Origin of the sequence: Streptomyces sp. 8N616 (genome assembly GCF_052246385.1) — a bacterium.
Taxonomy (GTDB): Bacteria; Actinomycetota; Actinomycetes; order Streptomycetales; family Streptomycetaceae; genus Streptomyces.
The window spans coordinates 1-20,432 of record NZ_JBQQBY010000022.1; the positions used below are offsets into that span (position 1 = coordinate 1).

Annotated in this window: 16 protein-coding genes; 2 read left to right on the forward strand and 14 right to left on the reverse strand. The window is 71.0% G+C overall.

The genetic code is table 11. The features are described 5' to 3' along the window. Nucleotides 1–283: 283 nt before the first annotated feature. The 5 genes from ACTWQC_RS20885 to mnmA all read right to left on the reverse strand — a co-directional run bounded on the left by ACTWQC_RS20885 (nucleotide 284) and on the right by mnmA (nucleotide 7,831). Entirely contained in the window at nucleotides 284–2,413 is a 2,130-nt protein-coding gene (locus ACTWQC_RS20885) for a putative bifunctional diguanylate cyclase/phosphodiesterase (protein ID WP_443317274.1), read from the reverse strand. 218 nt (nucleotides 2,414–2,631) lie between these two features. Next, on the reverse strand, nucleotides 2,632–4,821 hold the full coding sequence (gene ligA / locus ACTWQC_RS20890; RefSeq protein WP_443317275.1) for an NAD-dependent DNA ligase LigA: 2,190 nt from the start codon (nucleotides 4,819–4,821) through the stop codon (nucleotides 2,632–2,634). A gap of 15 nt (nucleotides 4,822–4,836) precedes the next feature. Then, entirely contained in the window at nucleotides 4,837–5,844 is a 1,008-nt protein-coding gene (locus ACTWQC_RS20895; protein ID WP_443317363.1) for a methionine synthase, read from the reverse strand. Between the two features lie 8 nt (nucleotides 5,845–5,852). Further along, a complete protein-coding gene (locus ACTWQC_RS20900; protein ID WP_443317276.1) occupies nucleotides 5,853–6,542 on the reverse strand; it encodes an SDR family oxidoreductase in 690 nt (229 codons plus the stop codon). Between the two features lie 131 nt (nucleotides 6,543–6,673). Then, nucleotides 6,674–7,831 (reverse strand): tRNA 2-thiouridine(34) synthase MnmA, encoded by a 1,158-nt coding sequence (gene mnmA, locus ACTWQC_RS20905; protein WP_443317277.1) that lies wholly within the window; start codon nucleotides 7,829–7,831, stop codon nucleotides 6,674–6,676. Nucleotides 7,832–7,963: 132 nt separating this feature from the next. Here mnmA and ACTWQC_RS20910 point away from each other — a divergent pair, with 132 nt between their 5' ends. Beyond that, nucleotides 7,964–8,731: an N-acetylmuramoyl-L-alanine amidase gene (locus ACTWQC_RS20910; protein WP_443317278.1), complete on the forward strand. Its 768-nt coding sequence runs from the start codon at nucleotides 7,964–7,966 to the stop codon at nucleotides 8,729–8,731. Between the two features lie 71 nt (nucleotides 8,732–8,802). Here ACTWQC_RS20910 and ACTWQC_RS20915 read toward each other — a convergent pair whose 3' ends face one another. Both ACTWQC_RS20915 and ACTWQC_RS20920 read right to left on the reverse strand, forming a co-directional pair. Then, nucleotides 8,803–9,972, reverse strand: a complete 1,170-nt coding sequence (locus tag ACTWQC_RS20915; protein WP_443317279.1) for a cysteine desulfurase family protein — start codon at nucleotides 9,970–9,972, stop codon at nucleotides 8,803–8,805. 110 nt (nucleotides 9,973–10,082) lie between these two features. After that, nucleotides 10,083–10,940, reverse strand: coding sequence for a thioesterase family protein (locus ACTWQC_RS20920; protein ID WP_443317280.1), 858 nt, complete (start codon nucleotides 10,938–10,940; stop codon nucleotides 10,083–10,085). Nucleotides 10,941–11,062: 122 nt separating this feature from the next. On the opposite strand from ACTWQC_RS20920, the gene ACTWQC_RS20925 reads away from it, so the two are divergent. After that, complete coding sequence (locus tag ACTWQC_RS20925) at nucleotides 11,063–11,686, forward strand: trimeric intracellular cation channel family protein (protein WP_443317364.1); 624 nt, start codon at nucleotides 11,063–11,065, stop codon at nucleotides 11,684–11,686. A 65-nt stretch (nucleotides 11,687–11,751) separates the two neighbouring features. On the opposite strand, the gene ACTWQC_RS20930 is transcribed toward ACTWQC_RS20925, so the two are convergent. The 7 genes from ACTWQC_RS20930 to ACTWQC_RS20960 all read right to left on the reverse strand — a co-directional run bounded on the left by ACTWQC_RS20930 (nucleotide 11,752) and on the right by ACTWQC_RS20960 (nucleotide 20,049). Beyond that, nucleotides 11,752–12,873, reverse strand: a complete 1,122-nt coding sequence (locus ACTWQC_RS20930) for an ABC transporter ATP-binding protein (RefSeq protein WP_443317281.1) — start codon at nucleotides 12,871–12,873, stop codon at nucleotides 11,752–11,754. Between the two features lie 14 nt (nucleotides 12,874–12,887). After that, on the reverse strand, nucleotides 12,888–13,988 hold the full coding sequence (locus tag ACTWQC_RS20935) for an ABC transporter ATP-binding protein (protein WP_443317282.1): 1,101 nt from the start codon (nucleotides 13,986–13,988) through the stop codon (nucleotides 12,888–12,890). After that, the gene (locus ACTWQC_RS20940; RefSeq protein WP_443317283.1) at nucleotides 13,985–14,983 is read right to left on the reverse strand and encodes an ABC transporter permease; all 999 of its coding nucleotides are present in this window, start codon (nucleotides 14,981–14,983) and stop codon (nucleotides 13,985–13,987) included. Before ACTWQC_RS20940 ends, ACTWQC_RS20935 begins: the two co-directional genes overlap by 4 nt. Nucleotides 14,984–15,100: 117 nt before the next feature. Next, nucleotides 15,101–16,870, reverse strand: coding sequence for an ABC transporter substrate-binding protein (locus tag ACTWQC_RS20945; RefSeq protein WP_443317284.1), 1,770 nt, complete (start codon nucleotides 16,868–16,870; stop codon nucleotides 15,101–15,103). A 71-nt stretch (nucleotides 16,871–16,941) separates the two neighbouring features. Further along, nucleotides 16,942–17,940, reverse strand: coding sequence for an ABC transporter permease (locus ACTWQC_RS20950; protein ID WP_443317285.1), 999 nt, complete (start codon nucleotides 17,938–17,940; stop codon nucleotides 16,942–16,944). 444 nt (nucleotides 17,941–18,384) lie between these two features. Then, entirely contained in the window at nucleotides 18,385–19,251 is an 867-nt protein-coding gene (locus ACTWQC_RS20955; RefSeq protein ID WP_443317286.1) for an enhanced serine sensitivity protein SseB C-terminal domain-containing protein, read from the reverse strand. A gap of 102 nt (nucleotides 19,252–19,353) precedes the next feature. Then, nucleotides 19,354–20,049, reverse strand: a complete 696-nt coding sequence (locus ACTWQC_RS20960; protein ID WP_443317287.1) for an enhanced serine sensitivity protein SseB — start codon at nucleotides 20,047–20,049, stop codon at nucleotides 19,354–19,356. Nucleotides 20,050–20,432 lie beyond the last annotated feature (383 nt).

Consider the following 20,432-nt stretch of genomic DNA (forward strand, 5'->3'; position numbering starts at 1 on the left):
CCTCCCGACCGTGCGCCGGACCGGCCGCGGTGTCAACGCACGGGATGCCAGGCGCGCAAGGGGCGGTACGAGTCCGCGCGCAGCGGGCTGCGGTTCGCCTGGGGCGGGTTTCCTGACCGGGAGGTCTTCCCGTCGTAGCGCCTTCCGGCGGCGCCGGACCGGCCGCCGGGAGGTTTCCCGCCGCGGCGGGGTCCGGCCGTGCGCCGGACCGGCCGCAGGGTGCCGGGGGTGCGCACGGCGTACGGGGTCGCGCGGCCGGGCAGGTGCCGCGGGCGCCGGGGGGTTACTTCACCGGCTGGCCGGAGGGGCTTTCGGCGTCTTCGATCGCCGCGTGTTCAGGCTCCGGTTCGTCTTCGGTCTCACCCGAGGCGAGGCGGTGCCAGCCGCGCTCGCCGCGCAGGCGGAGCCACGCCGTCGTCTCGTCCGGCGGCATCGCGGCGGCGACCAGCCAGCCCTGGACCGCGTCGCAGCCGAGGTCGCGGAGGCGCTCCCACGTCTCGTCGTCCTCGACGCCCTCCGCGACGACGAGCAGCCCGAGCGAGTGCGCGAGGTCGACGGTGCAGCGGACGATCTCGGCGTCCTCGGTGTCGACCGCGAGACGGGCCACGAAAGACCGGTCGATCTTGAGCTCGCTCACCGGCAGCCGCCGCAGGTGCACCAGCGACGAGTAACCCGTGCCGAAGTCGTCGAGCGACATCTTCACGCCGTGGCCGGTCAGCCCGGCCAGGGTGTCCGCGGCGCGCTGCGGGTCCTCGAGCAGGACGTGTTCCGTGATCTCCAGTTGCAGCGCACCCGGCGGGACGCCGTGCCGGGCGAGCCGGGCGGCGACCGCGCCCGCGAAGCCGGGCGTATGGACGTCGCGCGGCGAGACGTTCACGGCGACCGGCACTTCAAGGCCCGAAGCGCGCCACTTGGCGACCTGGGCGAGCGCGGTCTCCAGGACGTACTCGGTGAGGTGCGGCATCAGGCCGGAGGACTCCGCGATGGCGATGAACTCGTCGGGGCTGACCCTGCCGCGCTCCGGATGCACCCACCGTACGAGCGCCTCGAGTCCCGCGACCCGGCCGTCGAAACCGACCTTGGGCTGATAGTGCAGCTCGACATCGCCCGCGTCGAGCGCGCGTCGCAGATCGCCCAGCAGACCAAGGCGGTCGGGGGTGTTGCCGTCCCGCTTCGCCTCGTACACCTCGACACCGCTGCGGTCCCGCTTGGCCTGGTACATCGCCACGTCGGCGCGGCGCAGCAGCCCTTCGGCGTCCAGCGCGTGGTCGGGGAAGACGGCGACTCCGGCGCTGGCCTCCAGGACGAGCGTGAGCCCGTCGAGGTCGAGCGGGGAGCCGAGGGTGGCGACGAGCTGGCGGGCCATGCGCGTGGCGCTGGTGGTGGAGTCGGCGGTGGGGAGGAGGACCGCGAACTCGTCGCCGCCGAGGCGGGCCGCCTCCGCGCCGCGTGGCAGGGCGACGCGCAGCCGCTCGGCGATCTGCAGCAGCAGGCGGTCTCCGGCCAGATGCCCGAGCGTGTCATTGACCGACCGGAACCGGTCGAGGTCGATCAGGACCAGTGCGGATCGCGCGCCGATCCGCTCGGCTTCGTCGAGCGCGGTCCAGGTGCGCTCCAGCAGCCACTGGCGGTTCGGGAGCCCGGTGAGCGGGTCGCGGAGCTGCTCCTCGGCCCGGGCGCGGGCGATCCACAGCGTGGAGTCCAGGGCGATTAAAGGGACGGCGAACAGCGGCAGCAGCACCGGCTTGGCGACGGCCACGACGCAGATGAGGGGGGCGATGCCGAGCAGCGCAACTCCGACGAGCGCCTGCCGGGCCAGGGCCGTCCGGGCGATGGTCGGCAGCCCGCCGCCGCGCGGTGCCATCGAGGACCAGAGCAGGGCGCGGGTCACCGCGAGATACGCGAGCGCGGCCAGCACCACCTCGGGGAGGTCGAGGAAGTCCCACGTCCGGGGCGACCAGGGCGCCTCGACGGTGGGCACGGTGCCGAAGGCGGCCAGCGTGAGCGCCGCCGCCCCGATGCCGAGGATGTCCACGGCGCCGTGCAACACCCCTTGTTTCCAGCGGTGCCTGCGGGCGGCGCTGACCAGGACCACGACAGCGAGGCTGACCAGTACGGCCGACACCCAGCCGTAGAGGAGCAGGACCGCGAGGGTGAGGGCGGCGCCGGAGCCGGTGCCGCCCCACCAGCGGTCACGGCCGAGCGCGACCAGATGGCCGACGATGATGCCGGTGAGGACGGCGAGCGACCAGCCGGCGGTGGCGTCGGGGAAGAGCGCATGCCCCTCGCCGAGCACCCGTACGACGCCGGTGACCAGGGCCAGTATGGCCAGGAGGATCACGGCGACCGGCATGCCGGGCACGGTGATCCGGCGCAGCCGTGACGCCGGATCGGCGCTTTCGGTGGGTTTCATCTCCCGTCCCTCTCACAGCCGGCGGTGCCCACGCCATGAAGCGGCACCCCTTCCGATGCCACCACGTCAGTTCCCACCGCGCAGCTGTGCACGGGAGGCGCACACTTCAACAGTAGGCTGCAAAACGCTTGAACGGGCAGCGATCGGCTGCGGTTGCCCGAATGCGACCCAGGAACCCGGAACGGTCCGGTATGCGCTGAACGGGTGATCTCTGACGGCTATTCGACGGACGCCTCTGACACTTCGGCAACTTCCCGCGCCGCGTCCGGCCCTTGCTCGAGCAGCACCGCGAAGCCGTCCTCGTCCAGCACGGGCACCTTCAGCTGGAGGGCCTTGTCGTACTTCGATCCCGGGTTGTCACCCACGACGACGAAACCGGTCTTCTTCGAAACGGAACCGGCCACCTTCGCGCCGAGGTTCTGCAGCGCCTCCTTCGCGCCGTCGCGTGTGTACGAGTCGAGGGTGCCGGTGACGACGACCGTGAGGCCGTCGAGGGGCCGGGGTCCGCGTTCCTCGCCGCCCTCCTCCTCCAGCCGCACCCCGGCGGCCCGCCACTTCTCCACGATCTCGCGGTGCCAGTCCTCCTCGAACCACTGCTTCACCGAGGCCGCGATCCTCGGTCCGACCCCCTCCACAGCCGCCAGCTCGGCCTCCTCCGCCTGCGCGATCCGGTCCAGCGAGCGGAACTCCCTGGCCAGGGCCTCCGCCGCCACCGGGCCGACATGACGGATCGAGAGACCGGTGATGATCCGCGCGAGCGGGCGCTGCTTGGCCGCCTCGATGTTCTCCAGCATCGCCAGGGTGTTCTTCTTCGGCTCGCCCTTCTGGTTCGCGAAGAGGGTGACGACCTTCTCCTCGCCCGTCTTGGGGTCGCGCTTGGGCAGGCCGGTGTCCTGGTCCAGGACATACGACTTGATGGGCAGCAGCTGCTCGACCGTGAGGTTGAACAGATCGCCCTCGTCCTTCAGCGGGGGCTCGGACGGCTCCAGGGGCTGGGTGAGGGCGCTGGCCACCACATAGCCGAAGCTCTCGATGTCCAGGCATCTGCGGCCCGCGAGATAGAAGACCCGCTCCCGCAACTGGGCAGGGCAGGACCGGGCGTTGGGGCAGCGCAGGTCGACATCGCCCTCCTTCTCGGGGCGCAGTTCGCTGCCGCAGTCCGGGCACCGGGCCGGCATCACGAACTCCCGCTCGGTGCCGTCCCGCAGGTCCACGACGGGACCGAGGATCTCCGGGATCACATCGCCCGCCTTGCGCAGCACGACGGTGTCCCCGATCAGCACGCCCTTGGCCTTGACCACGTCCTGGTTGTGCAGCGTGGCGAACTCGACCTCGGAGCCTGCGACCTTGACCGGTTCCACCACCGCGTAGGGCGTCACCCGGCCCGTACGGCCCACGCCCACCCGGATGTCCACCAGCTTGGTGTTGACCTCCTCGGGCGCGTACTTCCACGCGATGGCCCAGCGAGGGGCGCGCGAGGTGGAGCCGAGGCGGCCCTGCAGCGGCACCTCGTCGAGCTTGACGACCACTCCGTCGATCTCGTGCTCCACCGAGTGGCGGTGCTCGCCGTAGTACGCGATGAACTCCCGCACGCCCTTCAGGGAGTCCACCACCTTGTAGGCCTTCGCGGTGGGCAGGCCCCACTCGCGCAGCAGCCCGTACGCCTCCGAGAGGCGGCTGATGCCGAAGCCCTCGCGGGCCCCGATGCCGTGCACCACCATGTGGAGCGGGCGAGTGGCGGTGACCTTGGGGTCCTTCTGGCGCAGCGAACCGGCCGCGGCGTTGCGCGGGTTGGCGAACGGCGGCTTGCCCGCCTCCACCAGGGCCGCGTTGAGCTCCTCGAACTTCTCCATCGGGAAGAAGACCTCGCCGCGGATCTCCACAAGGTCCGGGATGCGGTCCCCGCGCAGCCGCTCCGGGATCTCGGCGATCGTACGGACGTTGGGCGTGATGTCCTCGCCCGTGCGGCCGTCGCCGCGGGTGGCGGCGCGGGTGAGCCGCCCGCGCTCGTAGGTGAGGTTGACGGCGAGGCCGTCGACCTTGAGCTCGCACAGGAAGTGATAGGAGGAATCGCCGAGTTCGCGGGCGATCCTGTCGGCCCAGGACTCCAGCTCCGCGTCGTCGAAGGCGTTGTCGAGGCTGAGCATCCGCTCGCGGTGCTGGACGGCGGTGAACTCGGTCTCGTACTGCCCGGCGACCTTCTGGGTGGGAGAGTCGGGGGTGCGCAGCTCCGGATACTCGTTCTCCAGCGCCTCAAGGGACCGCAGGAGCTGGTCGAACTCCGCGTCGCTGATGACCGGGGCGTCCTTCACGTAGTACCGGAAGCGGTGCTCCTCGACCTGCTCAGCGAGCTGTCGGTGCTGTTCCCGCATCTCGGCGGGCACTGTCGCCTGCTGTTCGCCAGCCACCGTTGCATCCTCCCGTCACTCAGGGTTGTCCGCGAGCGATCTCGCCGCCCGGACGCAGTGGGCGAGCGCCGCGCGGGCGTACCCCGGCGAGGCACCCGCGAGACCACACGCCGGAGTGATCACCACGGACTCGCTCAGTGTCCCCGGCGACAGCCCCAGCCTGCGCCACAGCGTCCTGACACCCCCGACGCTACCGGCAGGGTCTGACAATGGACCGTCCGTGCCCGGCACGATTCCGGCGAAGAGCGCCATGCCGCCCTCGACGGCCTCGCCGATCTGTTCTTCGTCACGCTCCGTGAGAAGTCCGAGATCGAAGGAGATGCCCGTGGCCCCGGCACGCCGCAGCAGCCCGAACGGCACGTCCGGCGCGCAGGAGTGGACGACGGCCGGGCCGTCCCCGGCCACGGCGAGCACGTCCCGCAGCGCGCCCTCGACCACGGCCCGGTCGACGGCCCGGTGCGTGCGGTAGCCGCTGGCCGTCTTCACCCGGCCGCGCAGCACGGCGGCGAGCGACGGCTCGTCGAGCTGCAGGACGGCCTGGGCGCCCGGCACTCGCCTGCGCACCTCGGCGAGGTGGCCCCGCAGCCCCTCGGCCAGCGACCCGGCGAGGTCCCGGCAGGCTCCCGCGTCGGACAGGGCGGCCTCGCCGTTCTTCAGCTCCAGCGCGGCCGCGAGCGTCCACGGTCCGACGGCCTGCACCTTCAGCGGGCCCTCGTAGCCCTGGGTGAACTCCTCGAGCGCGTCGAAGTCCTCGCCCAGCCAGGACCAGGCGCGCCGGGTGTCCCGGCCCGGCCGGTCACCGAACCGCCAGCCGCTCGGCTCCACGCGCGCGTACATCTCGGCCAGCAGCCCCGCCGTACGGCCGATCATGTCCGCGCCGGGCCCGCGGGCGGGGAGTTCCGGCAGGTGCGGGAACTCCTCCAGCGACCCGGTGACCGTCTTCGCGGCCTCCCGCGCGTCCGTCCCCGGCATCGACCCGACGCCGGTGGCGGTCGCCGGGCGCCAAGGAGAGTTCATGCCCATCATGCCGCTCACCGCCCCGGCCGTACGGACAGGTCTGTGATCTCGGCGTCGCGCGGCAGGTCCAGGGCGGTCAGGACCGTCGTCGCGACCGACCCGGGGTCGATCCAGCGGGACTCGTCGTACGCCTTGCCCTCCTGCCGGTGGACGTCGGCCTGCATGGAGGTGGCCGTACGGCCGGGGTAGACGGAGGTGACGCGCACGCCGCTGTCGTGCTCCTCGGCTCGGAGGGAGTCGGCCAGCGCCTTGAGACCGTGCTTGCTGGCGGCGTAGGCGCCCCACTGGGCGTTGGCCCGCAGTCCGGCGCCGGAGTTCACGAACACCACATGGCCGCGGGCGGCCCGCAGTTGGGGCAGCAGCAGCCGGGTCAGCTCCGCGGGGGCGACGAGGTTGGCGGCGAGCTGCGCGTTCCACGCCTTGGGAGTCAACTCGCCGATGCCGCCGAGCTCCACGACGCCCGCGATGTGCAGGAGCGAGTCGAGCCGGTCCGGGAGCTCCTGGTGGCTCAGCGCCCAGGACAGCTTCTCCGGGTTGGCCAGGTCTCCGACGACCGTACGGGCCCCGGCGAAGCGCCGCTCCAGCTCCTTGGCGCGGCCCGCGTCACGCGCCAGCAGCCACAGCTCGTCACCCCGCTCGGCCAGCCGCTCGGTGACCTTCGCGCCGATGCCGGAGCCCGCTCCGGTGATCAGATGTGCAGTCATGGACCCCAGCTTGCCGCACGGTGAGGACCGGCCTTGCAACCGGCCACTGCCGTGCGTGAACGCTTACGCAGCGCTACCCCTTGGCTCGCCCTCAGCTCTGCACCGCGGCTGTCAGCTCTGCGACGCCGCCGTCAGCTCTGCGCCGCGGCCGCCCGCTCCCGCCGCTCCGTCGTCGCGATCGTCGCGGAGCCGACGACGCGCGTGCCCTCGTAGAGGACGACCGCCTGGCCCGGGGCCACGCCGCGGACGGGCTCGGAGAAGGTCACGCGCAGCGCGCCGTCCACCAGCTCCGCGCTGACCTCGGTCTCGCCGCCGTGGGCGCGCAGCTGCGCGGTGTACGTGCCGGGTCCTGGAGGGGGCGTGCCACACCAGCGGGGCTTGGTGCCGGTGAGGGCGATGACGTCGAGGGCCTCGGAAGGGCCGACGGTGACGGTGTTGTCCACCGGGGAGATGTCCAGGACGTAGCGCGGCTTGCCGTCGGGGGCGGGGACGCCGAGGCGCAGGCCCTTGCGCTGGCCGATGGTGTAGCCGTACGCCCCGGAGTGGGTGCCCAGCTTGGCGCCGTTCTCGTCGACGATGTCGCCCTCAGCCGTGCCGAGACGGCGCGTGAGGAAGCCCTGGGTGTCGCCGTCGGCGATGAAGCAGATGTCGTGGCTGTCCGGCTTCTTGGCCACAGCGAGGCCGCGGGCCTCCGCCTCCGCGCGGATCTCGTCCTTGGTGGTACGGGTGTCGCCGAGCGGGAACATCGCGTGGGCCAGCTGGCGCTCGTCGAGCACGCCGAGGACGTACGACTGGTCCTTGGCCATGTCGGTGGCGCGGTGCAGCTCGCGGGTACCGTCCTCGCGGACGTCCACGCGCGCGTAGTGGCCGGTGCAGACGGCGTCGAAGCCGAGGGCGAGAGCCTTGTCCAGCAGCGCAGCGAACTTGATCTTCTCGTTGCAGCGCAGGCAGGGGTTGGGCGTGCGGCCCGCCGCGTACTCGGCGACGAAGTCGTCGACGACGTCCTGCCGGAACCGGTCGGCGAGATCCCAGACGTAGAAGGGGATGCCGATCACGTCGGCCGCCCGGCGCGCGTCGCGGGAGTCCTCGATCGTGCAGCAGCCGCGGGCTCCGGTCCTGAAGGACTGCGGGTTGGCGGAGAGGGCGAGGTGGACGCCGGTCACGTCGTGACCCGCCTCGGCGGCGCGGGCCGCGGCGACTGCGGAGTCGACGCCGCCGGACATGGCGGCGAGTACGCGGAGGCGGCGCCCGTCGCTGGGACCGGTCGGTGCGCCTGGGAAGTTGTTCATAGCTCTACCAGAGTAAGGGGAACCAGCCGGGGCCCCGAAAGCGTTATCGGTGCGGTGAACGGCAGACGGGCTGTGGCCGGGGAACGACGGCGTACGTGCCGGGGCCGGGGAGAGCCGGGGAGGAGGGGGCGGATGGAGCAGCGGACCGGTGAGGACGCCCGCAAGGTCAGCCGTGAGAGCTACGACAGCGACGACAACCCGGAAAGCCACGACAGCCGTGAAAACCGCGACCGCCGCGACCGCCGTGACCGCCGTACGGGCATCGGCCGCCGTGGTCTGCTGATCGGCGGCGCGGCGGTGCTGGGCACGGCCGGTTCGGCCGGTTACGTGGCGGCGGAGGGCCCTCCCCGGTGGTGGTGGCGCCTGCCGGGCGTGGACAAGCCCCGCAAGGAGGGCGAGCTCGACCACAGGGGCGCCGAGTGGATACCGGCCTCGACCGCCAACTGGCGCCGCGCGGACCGGCCCGCCGACTACGTGATCGACCGTGTGGTCATCCATGTCGTGCAGGGCAGCTACGCGGTGGCGCTCAAGGTCTTCCAGGATCCGGAGCACGGCGCCGCCTCTCACTACGTGGTGCGCAAGGACGGGCATGTCGCGCAGATGATCCGCGAGCTCGATGTCGCGTATCACGCGGGGAACCTGGGCTACAACGAGCGCAGCGTCGGGATCGAGCACGAGGGCTTCGTGGACCGTCCGGGCGCGTTCACCGACGCGATGTACCGCTCGTCGGCGCGCCTGGCCGCCGGGATCTGCGCGCGGTACGGCATACCGAGAGACCGCGAGCACATCGTCGGCCATGTGGAGGTGCCCGGGACCGACCACACCGACCCGGGGCCGCACTGGGACTGGGAGCGCTACATCAAGCTCGTGCAGGCGGCCCGCCCGGCGGAGAGCGCTTAGCCGATCTCGCGCATGTCTGCCCCATCAGTGACCTTGGTGTCGCACGGCGCCGAGAGGCCGTGGGCCCCGGATCAGCTGAGTCCCGCCGTGCGCGCCCGCTCGACGGCCGGGCCGATCGCCTCGGCGACCGCGTCCACGTCCTCGGCCGTGGAGGTGTGGCCAAACGAGAAGCGAAGGGTGCCGCGGGCCAGGTCCGGGTCCGTGCCGGTGGCCAGCAGGACGTGGCTGGGCTGCGCGACCCCTGCGGTGCACGCCGAGCCGGTGGAGCACGCGATGCCCTGAGCGTCCAGGAGCAGCAGCAGCGAGTCGCCCTCGCAGCCGGGGAAGGAGAAGTGCGCGTTGGCGGGGAGCCTGCCCGCCGGGTCCGGATCGCCGCCCAGGACGGCGTCCGGGACCGTCGTACGCACGGCGGTGATCAGCTTGTCGCGGAGCGCGCCGATCTCGCGGGCGAAGTCGGCGTGGTGCCCGGCGGCGTGCCCGGCCGCGGCCGCGAACGCCGCGACGGCGGGCACATCGAGGGTGCCGGAGCGTACGTGCCGCTCCTGCCCGCCGCCGTGGAGGAGCGGGACCGGGGCCTCCTCGCGGCGCAGCAGGAGCGCGCCGATGCCGTACGGGCCGCCGATCTTGTGCCCGCTGACGGTCATCGCGGCGAGGCCGGAGGCCGCGAAGTCGACCGGCAGCTGCCCGAAGGCCTGCACGGCGTCCGCGTGCAGCGGAATCCCGAACTCACCGGCCACGCCGGCGAGTTCGTGTACCGGCATGACCGTGCCGATCTCGTTGTTGGCCCACATGACGGTCGCGAGCGCGACGTCCGAGGGGTCGCGGGCGATGGCCTCGCGCAGCGCATCCGCGTGGACCCGGCCGTACGGGTCGACCGGCAGGTACTCGACGCGCGCGCCCTCGTGCTCGGCGAGCCAGTCGACGGCGTCGAGCACCGCGTGGTGCTCGACCGGGCTGGCCAGCACCCGCGTGCGCCGCGGGTCGGCAGCCCGGCGGGCCCAGTACAGCCCCTTGACGGCGAGGTTGTCGGACTCCGTGCCGCCCGCGGTGAAGACCACTTCGCTGGGCCGCGCGCCCAGCGCGGCGGCGAGGACTTCGCGGGACTCCTCGACCGTACGGCGGGCTCGCCGCCCGGCCGCGTGCAGGGAGGAGGCGTTCCCGGTGACGGTCAGCTGGGCGGTCATCGCCTGCACCGCCTCCGGGAGCATCGGGGTGGTGGCGGCGTGGTCGAGGTAGGCCATGATGCCCCCGATTCTACGAGCGCGGCCCGGGCCTCCGCCCCGCGCCCGCGGCGCCGGGCGCCGTCAGGCAATCAGAGCCGAGCGCCTCAGGCAGTCAGAGCCGGACGCCGTCAGGCGATCACGGCCCGCGCCAGCTGGCGGGATTGGGCCACCAGGCGGTCCTCGCTGTCCCAGACCTCAGCGTCCTCCTCCAGGAGACCGCCCGCGAGATTCCGGGTGGTGACCGCGACCCGCAGCGGGCCCGGCGCGGGGCGGTGGCGTATGTGGACGGTGAGTTCGAGGGTGGGGACCCATCCCATGAGGCCGAGTTCGAAGGCGGTGGGCGGCAGGGCGTCGACGGCGAGCAACAGGGAGAGCGGGTCGGCGTCCCGCCCGTCGGCGAGGCCGAACCAGGCGCGCATCTCGCCCCGCCCGGACGGCGCCCCGACGGCCCAGCCCGCCGTGGCCGGGTCGAGCCGCAGGTCGAGACGGTCGGTGATCGCCGTGCTGCCGGGGATGGGCGAGGAGCCGTCCGGCGCGTCCCCGCGGCCTAGGCAGTGCTCGTACGGCGGGATCGCCGGCGGCTCGGCGGACGTACGGACGTCCTGGGGCAGGGCGGACAGGTCCCCGTAGTGGGCGGTGACGCGGATGCGCTCGACGTCGGCGCCGTCCTCGTCACGCTGGAACAGGGAGGCTTGGCCGGTGGACATGCTCCGCCCGGCGCGCACGGTCTCGGTGCGGATCTCGGCCGGTCCCGGCCGCGATGCGGTGAGGTAGTGGGCGGTGATCGTGAGCGGGTCGGGGTGCGGGAGCGCCTCGCCCAGGGCCCGGCCGAGCAGCGCGAGCAGATAGCCGCCGTTGACGGCGTGGATGATCGTCCAGCCCTCGGAGAGCTCGACGCCGTAGACCCCCGGGGCGCGGCGCGTGACCGTCGTGTCGCGGTCGAACTCGCTGTCCCCGATGGTTGCCTGTGCGATGCCCTGTGCCATGGGCATGCAGGCTACACGGATTTATTACTCGCGGGTAGCCCCATTTTCAACGACCTCCCGGGACCTGAGATGATGCGCCGGTGCTCCGGCGGCTGGGGCACGGACCGACGCTGGGAAAGATCATGCTGCACGTGCTGTACCTGGTGGGCGTCTCGGCGTTCGCGGCGAGCGGGGTGCTCGCCGCACACCGGGCGAACATGGATCCGTTCGGCGGGCTGGCGCTGGCCTTCGCCGCCTCCATCTCGGGCGGCACGCTGCGGGATCTGATGCTCAACCGGCACCCGCTGTACTGGACGCACGACTGGGTGCTGCTGACCGTGATCATGGGGGTCGGCGTGGCGACCATCGCGTATCTGCGCTTCTGGCAGCTGCCCCAGCGCTCCCTGCTGGTGGTCGACGCGACCGGGCTCGCGGTCGTGACGGTGATCGGCGCCCGCGCGGCCATCGACTCGGACGTCACGCCCCTCGCCGTCGTCATCTTCGGCGTGATCACCGGGGTGACGGGCGAGGTGATCCGCGACGTGCTGTGCGGGGAGTTCCCGCCACTGCTGCTCCGCGAGGACGTGTACGCGACGGCCGCGGCGGCCGGAGCCGCGCTCTATCTCGCGCTCGACGCGGCGGGCGTGAGCGACGAGCCGAACGCCGCGCTGTCGGCGGGGCTGGTCTTCGCCCTGCGCATCGCCGCCGTCTACTTCGGGCTGCACCTTCCGCGGCCGCACGGCAACCGGCCGGACCGGGCCGCGTAAACCGGCAGGTGCCCGGCGCCGCCCCTGCGGTGCCCCGGGCGCGCGCCGGGGCACCGTACGGCTCCTCAGCCGTCGCCCTTCTCGGCCTTGACGACCTGCACAGCCTCCGCCGCACCCGGCAGCGGGGCGTCCGCCGGCGCCTGGTCCGGCGCGTTCTCCGGGTGGTGGCAGGCCACCTGGTGCCCGGTCTTCAGCGCCAGGAGCGGCGGCTCCTGCGTCTTGCAGATCTCCGTCGCCTTCCAGCAGCGGGTGTGGAACCGGCAGCCGCTCGGCGGCGAGATCGGCGAGGGAACGTCGCCCTGGAGCAGGATGCGGTCGCGCTTGGCGCGCCGCTTGGGGTCCGGCACCGGCACCGCGGAGAGCAGGGCGCGGGTGTACGGGTGCATGGGCGACTCGTACAGCGACTTGCGGTCGGTCAGCTCGACGATCTTGCCGAGGTACATCACCGCGATCCGGTCCGAGACGTGCCGGATGACCGACAGGTCATGGGCGATGATCACGTACGTCAGGCCCATCTCGTCCTGGAGGTCGTCCAGCAGGTTGACCACCTGGGCCTGGATCGACACGTCGAGCGCGGAGACCGGCTCGTCCGCCACCACCAGCTTCGGCTTCAGGGCCAGCGCCCGCGCGATGCCGATGCGCTGCCGCTGACCGCCGGAGAACTCGTGCGGATAGCGGTTGTAGTGCTCGGGGTTGAGCCCGACGATCTCCAGGAGGCGCTGGACCTCGCGCTTGACGCCGCCTTCCGGCCGCACCCCCTGCAGCCTGAAGGGGGCGCTGACGATGGCGCCGACCGTGTGCCGCGGGTTCAGCGACGAGTACGGGTCCTGGAAGATCATCTGGACGTCGCGGCGCAGCGGGCGCATCCTGCCCGTGCCCAGGTGCGTGATGTCCTGTCCCTCGAACTCGACCTTCCCGCCGGAGGGTTCGAGCAGCCGGGTGATCAGCCGACCCATGGTCGACTTGCCGCAGCCGGACTCGCCGACGACGCCGAGGGTCTCCCCCGCCCGTACGTCGAAGTCGATGCCGTCGACCGCCTTGACCGCGCCCACCTGGCGTTTGAGCACACCCTTGGTGATGGGGAAGTGCTTCTTCAGGCCCGTCACCCTGAGCAGGGGCTCACCGGGTGCCGGGTCCGCCTTGGTCACAGCGGTCCCGGCCGCGCCGGCCTGGTCGGGGATCGTCATGTGCTCGTCCTCGCTCACAGCTTCGGCGCAATCTCTTCGGTCCAGATCCGCTGCCGGTCCTCCGGCGACATGTGGCAGGCGGAGAAGTGGCCGCTGCCCACCTCGCGCAGCTCGGGCCGCTCGGTGCGGGTGACACCGCCCTTGGGTATGTCCGCGTACGGGCAGCGCGGGTTGAAGGCGCAGCCGCTCGGGATGTTGATCAGCGAGGGCGGGGCCCCTTCGACCGGGATCAGCCGCTCGGTCTGCTCCTTGTCGATGCGCGGCATCGAGCCGAGCAGGCCCCAGGTGTACGGGTGCCGGGGCTCGTAGAAGACCTTCTCGGCGCTTCCCCGCTCCACGCACCGGCCGCCGTACATCACCAGGATGTCGTCGGCCAGCTCGGCGACGACGCCCAGGTCGTGGGTGATGATGATGACCGCGGAGCCGAACTCCTTCTGCAGGTCCCGGATCAGGTCGAGGATCTGCGCCTGGACGGTGACGTCGAGGGCGGTCGTCGGCTCGTCGGCGATCAGCAGCTCGGGGTTGTTGACCAGCGCCATCGCGATCATCGCGCGCTGCCGCATACCGCCGGAGAACTCGTGCGGATAGGCGTCGACCCGCTCGTCGGGCTGCGGGATGCCGACCCGGTCGAGCATCTCGATCGCGCGCTTGCGGGCGACCTTCTTGTCCACGTCGTTGTGGACCCGGTACGCCTCCACGATCTGCTTGCCGATGGTGTAGTACGGGTGCAGCGCGGAGAGCGGGTCCTGGAAGATCATGGCCATCTCACGGCCGCGCAGCTTCCGCACCCGGTCCGGGTCGGCGGAGAGCAGTTCCTCGCCGTCCAGCCAGATCTCGCCGGATATCCGCGCCTTCTGCCGCCCGTACTGCCCGGCGGTGTGCAGGCCCATGATGCCGAGCGAGGTGACGGACTTGCCGGAGCCGGACTCCCCGACGATGCCGAGCGTCTTGCCCTTCTCCAGCTGGAAGCTGAGTCCGTCGACGGACTTGACGAGACCGTCGTCGGTGGGGAAGTGCACGTGCAGATCGCGTACTTCGAGGAACGCCCTGGGCGGGGCGGAGTCGGTGACCGGTTCACCCACCGCCGCGCCGGTCTTGCTCAGGTGGTCGGTCATCCCAGCCTCACTCGGGGGTCGATCACGCCGTACAGGATGTCCACGATGAGGTTGGCGACGACCACCGCCGTCGCGGTGATCAGTGTGACACCGAGGATCACCGGCAGGTCGCGCTCACTGATCGCCTTGAGCACGGCCTGGCCGAGCCCGGGGAGGCTGAACGTGGTCTCGGTCAGGATCGCGCCGCCCATCAGCGCGCCCAGGTCGATGCCGAGCAGCGTGAGCACCGGGGTCATGGCGGAGCGCATGGCGTGCTTGCCGATGACGACGGGCTCGCGCAGCCCCTTGGCGCGGGCGGTGCGGATGTAGTCCTCGCCCATGATCTCCAGCATGGTGGCGCGGGTGATCCGGGCGTACATCGCCGCGTACAGGAACGCGAGGGTCAGCCAGGGCAGGATCATGCCGCCGATCCAGCCGGAGAAGCTGTCCTCCAGGGGTACGAACTGACCGTTGATCCAGCCGAGTCCGTAACTGAAGATCGCCAGCGACAGCAGGCCGGTGAAGTAGATCGGCAGCGAGACGCCGGAGAGGGCGACCATCATCGCCGAGCGGTCCCACACCGTCCCCCGCTTGAGCGCGGAGAGCACACCGGCGGCGACGCCGCCGATGACCCACAGGATGGCGGCGCCGACGGCCAGCGACAGGGTCACCGGCAGGCGGTCGGCGAGCACCGGCCAGATGGCCTGCTCACTGCGGAAGGAGTAGCCGAAGCAGGGCGCCGCGCACTGTGTGACGTCGCCGCCGCCCGCGTAGGTGCGGCCGACGAAGATGCCCTTGAAGAACTCCACGAGCTGGACGTAGATCGGGTCGTCCAGCTGGAGCTTCTGCCGGATGCCCTCCAGCGCCGCCGCATCGGACTGCTTGCCGACGTACATCGTGGCCGGGTCGACGCCCGTCCACTTGGGGATCAAGAAGAAGATGCCGAAGACCACCAGCATGATGACCACCAGCATCACTGCGACGGCGAACAGCCGCCTGATGAGGTATGCGAGCACTGCTCTTCGGTCCGGCGGCGGGCCGCGGGGTCACCGGAGATTGTCCAGTGCCCCGCGGCCGCGCCGCTCAGACCTTCACCTGCCCTTCGTGCAGTACGGCGGGTGTGCCGGTGGGGGTTACTTCACGCCCAGGTTGACGAAGTCGTACATGCCGCTGTACGAGTCCGTCGTGTAGGCGTTGGTCAACCGGCCGGAGCGCCAGTTGATGAACTTCTCGAAGACGAAGGGCAGGTAGTACCCGCCTTCCATCACCTGGTGGTTGATGTCCTTGGCGAGCTGTTCCTTCTTCGCCTCGTCCAGCTCGGTGACGAACTTGTCGAAGTTGGCGTCGATCTTCTTGTCGTCGATCATCGCGTAGTTGTTGTTGCCGTTGGACAGGATGTACTTGCTGTCCCACAGCGGCTGGCCGTAGCCCTGGACCGAGGGGAAGTCCGGGCCCCAGCCCATGATGATGATCCCGTAGTTCTTCTTCTTGACGACGTCCGGGTTGCCGATGATGCCGGTGGTCTGCGAACCGTCGTACTGGTCGATGTCGACGTCGATGCCGATCTTCTTCAGCGACGCCTGCAGCGACTCGGCGGTGGCCACCTCGACCGGCTTGTTGTTGCGGACCGCGATGGTGGTCTTGAAGCCGTTCGGCTTGCCGCAGGCCTTCAGCGCCTTCTTGGCCTCGGCGGTGTTGGGCTTGCCGTCGTTCTTGGCCATGCCGAACGGGTCGTACTTCTGGCCCTCGGAGCCCGGCACCGTCGGCGGCAGCATGTTGGTGCCGATGTCACCGCCCGCCAGGGGGCCGCCACGCGCGGTCTGCAGCGACTTGTGGTCGGCTCCGTAGATCACGGCCTTGCGGCACTCGATGTTGTCGAACGGCTTCACGGTCTGCGGGAAGACCGCGTACCGGATGTAGCCGGAGACCGGGTTGTCCAGGTTGTCCTTGTGCTGCTTCAGCGCCTTGGTACGACCTTGCGGGGACAGACCGGTCTGGTTGATGTCCAGGTCGTAGTCGCCCGAGATCAGGCGGTTGTCCATGTCGTCGGCGTTGGTGAACAGATTGAGCGTGATCTTGTCCGGGTACGCCTTGCGGACCGGGTCGGAGGACTGCTTCCAGTTCTCGTTGCGGACCAGCACCAGGGACTTGTTCGGCGTGTACGACTGGAACTTGTACGGGCCCGAGGAGAACGGCCTCAGACCGTACTTGGACTTGGTGTCCTTGTCCTGCCGCACCGGCGAGGCCGAGGTGAGCGCCAGCATCTCCTCGAAGTCACTGTTCGGGGAGGGCAGCTTGAAGACGATGGTCTTGTCGTCCGGCGTCTCGATGGCCTTCAGACCCAGCTTGTCCTTGGACTTGTCCTTGTACGGGCCCTTGTACTCGCCCTTCGGGTCCAGCGTGTCCTTCAGGTAGACCGGACCGCCGGAGAGGACGTCCTGGGCCCAGACGCGCTCGATGCCGTACTTGATGTCCTTGGAGGTGATCGGCTTGCCGTCCTCCCAGGTGATCCCGTCGCGCAGGGTGTACGTGTACGTCTTCCCGCCGTCGGCGACCTTGGCCTTGCTGGTGGCGAGGTCGGGGACGAGCTCGGTGCCCTTCGCGCCCGGCTCCGTCGCGCTGGTCACCAGCTGGCGGCTGTAGTAGCGCATGAAGTTCCAGGCGAAGCCGTAGTAGCCGCGCGTGGGGTCCCAGGAGTCAGCGTCCTGGACACCGGCGAACTTCAGCGTGCCGCCCTTCTTGGTCGAGGCGTTGGCGACCTTGTTGTTGCCGGCGTTGAAGCCCGCGGCCCCGCTCTTGTCGTCGCTACCGCCGCCACACGCCGCTGTGGACAGCAGCGCCGCGACCACGACGGCCGACGCCGCGACCTGCGCGCGGCGCCCTCTTGTGCGTTGGGTTGTCACGATCTCGGATCCTCCGTGTCAGTCACGGCCCGCACGCTGCGCGGGGCCGGGGGTACAGGCTTGGTGGGGGGTCAGCGGGTTCCCTTCGGGTCGAGCGCATCGCGTACGCCGTCGCCGAAGAGATTGAAGGCCAGCACGGTGACGAAGATCGCCAGACCCGGGATCAGCATGTACATCGGATCCGAGTCGTAGTAACTCACCGCGGTGGAGAGCATCTGGCCCCAGGAAGCGGTGGGCGGCTTGACGCCCACGCCGAGGAAGCTGAGCGCCGCCTCCGTGAGGATGTTGGTCGGGATCATCAGCGTGGTGTAGACGATGATCGGCGCGATGAGGTTGGGCAGCAGCTCCTTGAAGAGGATGTAGCGCCGCCCGGCGCCCAGGCTGCGCGCCGCCTCGACGTACTCCCGCTCGCGGAGCGAGAGCGTCTGGCCGCGCACGATGCGGCCGACGTAGGGCCAGCCGAAGAACCCGATCACCAGGATCATCACCAGCATGCGTACGCCCGTGCCCTCGAGGCCGAGCAGCTGGTTGGGCATCACCGAGACCAGCGCGATGATGAACAGCAGCTGCGGGAAGGAGAGGAGCATGTCCATCACGCGGCTGATCACGGCATCGAGCCAGCCGCGGAAGTAGCCCGCCAGGATGCCCAGCACGGTGCCGAAGACGACCGCGACCACAGCGGACAGGAAGCCGACCAGCAGGGAGATACGGGCGCCGTAGACGATCCGGCTGAAGACGTCGCGGCCGTTGACCGGCTCGACTCCCAGCAGATGGTCCGCGCTGATGCCGCCCCAGGAGCCGGAAGGGGTGCTGAACAGCGGGTCGATCAGGTCCTCGTGATGCTCGTTCGGGTCATGGCCGAACAGGCTGGTGATCAGCGGTGCGAAGAGCGCGACCACGATCAGGAAGAGCACCACGCAACCACCGGCCAGCGCCAGCTTGTCCCGCTTCAGCCGGTTCCAGGCGATACGCCCCAGCGAACGCCCCTCGACGGCCTTCTTCGTGACGTCCGCGGCAACAGCGGCATCTCCGGCCTCGACCGGGGCCGCGTCGTGCATAGGTGCCGTCATCGTGGTGGGGACCCCTCTCGCCGGCGGTGGCCGGCCCAAGCCTGCCGCTGCAGCGGCTCTGATCTTCACTTCGCACAAAGGGCTGACTCGAGCTTCGCTCGCCTCCGGGGCACTTGACCCGCGTAGACGCTTTCTCGTCGCTTTCGACACCGGGGCGCCCTTTGGCTGAACGTACTGCCCGGCGAACGTGAGTCTTCATCGCGTTTGCGATCAGTCGCCAGAGTTCCCAGGGAAAGGATGCGCAACTGTGATGTGACCTGGGGAGTACCGATTAACGAACACGGGGGCCAGCTGAGCGGCCTGGCGACCTCAGCGGAGGCCGCGGGCAAATCCGCCCGGACTTCCACGTTTTGGCAGAGTGAATGCCGCGAAACGGGCCTCTCGCCAGCCATGCGCGGGCGTGAGTCCAGATGCTGAACGGGCGAAAAAGCCCTGAATGGGCATTCAGTAAGCCCGCGGAGCCGGGCCCGGCTGCCACCCGTGCGGAGCCGAAGTGCCCCCGGCGGGCCCCGCGGGTGGGTAGCCGTAACCGGGGGCCGGAGCGGCGGGGGCGACGGACGGGTCCTGCAACGCCTGCGTGCCGTACGCGTCGCGGTCGAAGAAGGGCCGCGCGTTGGCCCGCAGCCACATCGCCACCGGGTCGTACTCGTCGGACATCGCAACGGTCGACACCGGCAGCCCGTCCGGCACCGCCCCGATCGACTGCTGCATCATCACCCGCGCCGACTCCACGGCCGGCGGACTCGTGTCGTACAGATCGAGGCCGATGGCGAGATACGGCGCGCCGAGCGCGGGCTGCACCCAGGCGCGGCGCAGGGAGCGCACGGCGGGCGTGCTGTGCGCATTCTGCGTCAGAAGGGCGTAGAACTGGGCGACTTCGATGGTCGGTTCCGACAGCCGGAGCGGGCCTGCGGGCAGCCGGTCGAGGCCCGCGGCGATCCGGCGCAGGTCTGCCCAGGGGATGCCGACGCCGCCGCCCGGGGCGTGCGGGTTGAGCCACAGGCCCCAGCGGTCGGGGTAGAGGGACGCGGCGATGTCCTGGCCGGAGACGACTTCGTGGGCGCGGTTCCAGCCGCTGGCGGCGAGCTCCTGGGCCGAGGTGACGCAGGGCGCGTAGCCGAGACCCTCGACCTCCATGTTCCCGTACTGGGCGTCCGGCGATCCGGGCGCACCGTGCCAGAGCAGCATCCAGACCTGGCCCCCGGCGAGGGCGCGCAGCAGCGCCTCGTAGGCGTCGTACCGCCCGGGCGTCACCTGCCGCAGCATCTGTTCGACGGCCCCGGCCGCCGCCGTGCTGCCTCCCGCACTCACTGGCTCCCGCCCCTTCTCCTCAAGCACCGCACGGCCTTCAGGACCCGTGCGTGCGCCCGGCCCGCTCATCCAACCAGCTTACGGAGGTCCGCGCGGTGAGCTCTACGCGGTGTGGAACGGGCGCACCCGCTCCAGCATCCAGTCGCCGACCGGGTCCTGGGCGACGTCCAGCAGCACCAGTTGTACGGGCCAGGGCACGGGAACCGCGCCGAGCGCGCGGCCGAGGGCGTGCAGGACGGCATCCCGGGCGTGCGGCTCCCAGCGCACGAGTTCGACGCCGACGAAGAGCGCGGGGGCGTCCCCCTCGACGCTGGCGAGGGCGCGGCGAGCGGTGCGTACGAGCCCGGTGGTGGCGAACTCGCCCGCGGCGGCGGCGAGAAAGTCGACCGGCTCGTCCTGCCAGTCGGGCTCGAAGAGCCGCACCCGGCCGCCGGTGGCCGGGCCGTCGAGCTCGGTGCGCCCGATGCGGCAGAGCTCGGCGACGGCGGGGGGCGGCAGCGGGACGCCGACCGCGCCGCCGGGGTTGACGGCGATGCCGAGCTGCGGCGGTAGGCCGCGGGCGAACTCGCGGGCGGGCGCGATGGTGAAGGCCATATGGGCGCCGACGGCCTGGAGGAACTGCTGCTCGGAGCTGAACACCGGGACGTAGGCGCGGCCTTCGATCTCGACGGTGGGCAGGTCGAGGTCGCGGCTCTCGCGGCTGCCGCCCTCGGGGAGGGGCACCCAGACGTGACTGCGGCCGAGCACCTCGACGAGGCGGGGGCCGGCGCCGGGCACTCCGAGGGAGGCGGCGAGCACCTCTTCGAGCTCGTTGCAGGGGAAGCCAGCGGGGGTTCCGGGAGGACCGGCGGGCCTGGAGGGGGCGTAACCGGCGGGCTGGGAGAAATCGTAGGGACCGTCGTCAAGACCGGAGTGTGCCCCGTTGGAAGGCACTCCCCCGGCAGGAACGGAGCCGTAAAAACCGGAGTGCGCTCCCTCGGAAGGCACTCCCTCGGGAGGAATGGAGTAGCCGTGCTGCTCCGTCGTGTTCACCGGGCCCACCACCGTCTCGTACGAACCGCACACGCACCCTAACGGCTGCACCCGCGAGCCCTCCCGGGGGTCGCCCGAACCGCGGCGAAAGCCCAGGTCACACGTGACGGTGGGAGGAGGCGGAGGACGCCGCGGGGCCGTCGCTCTCC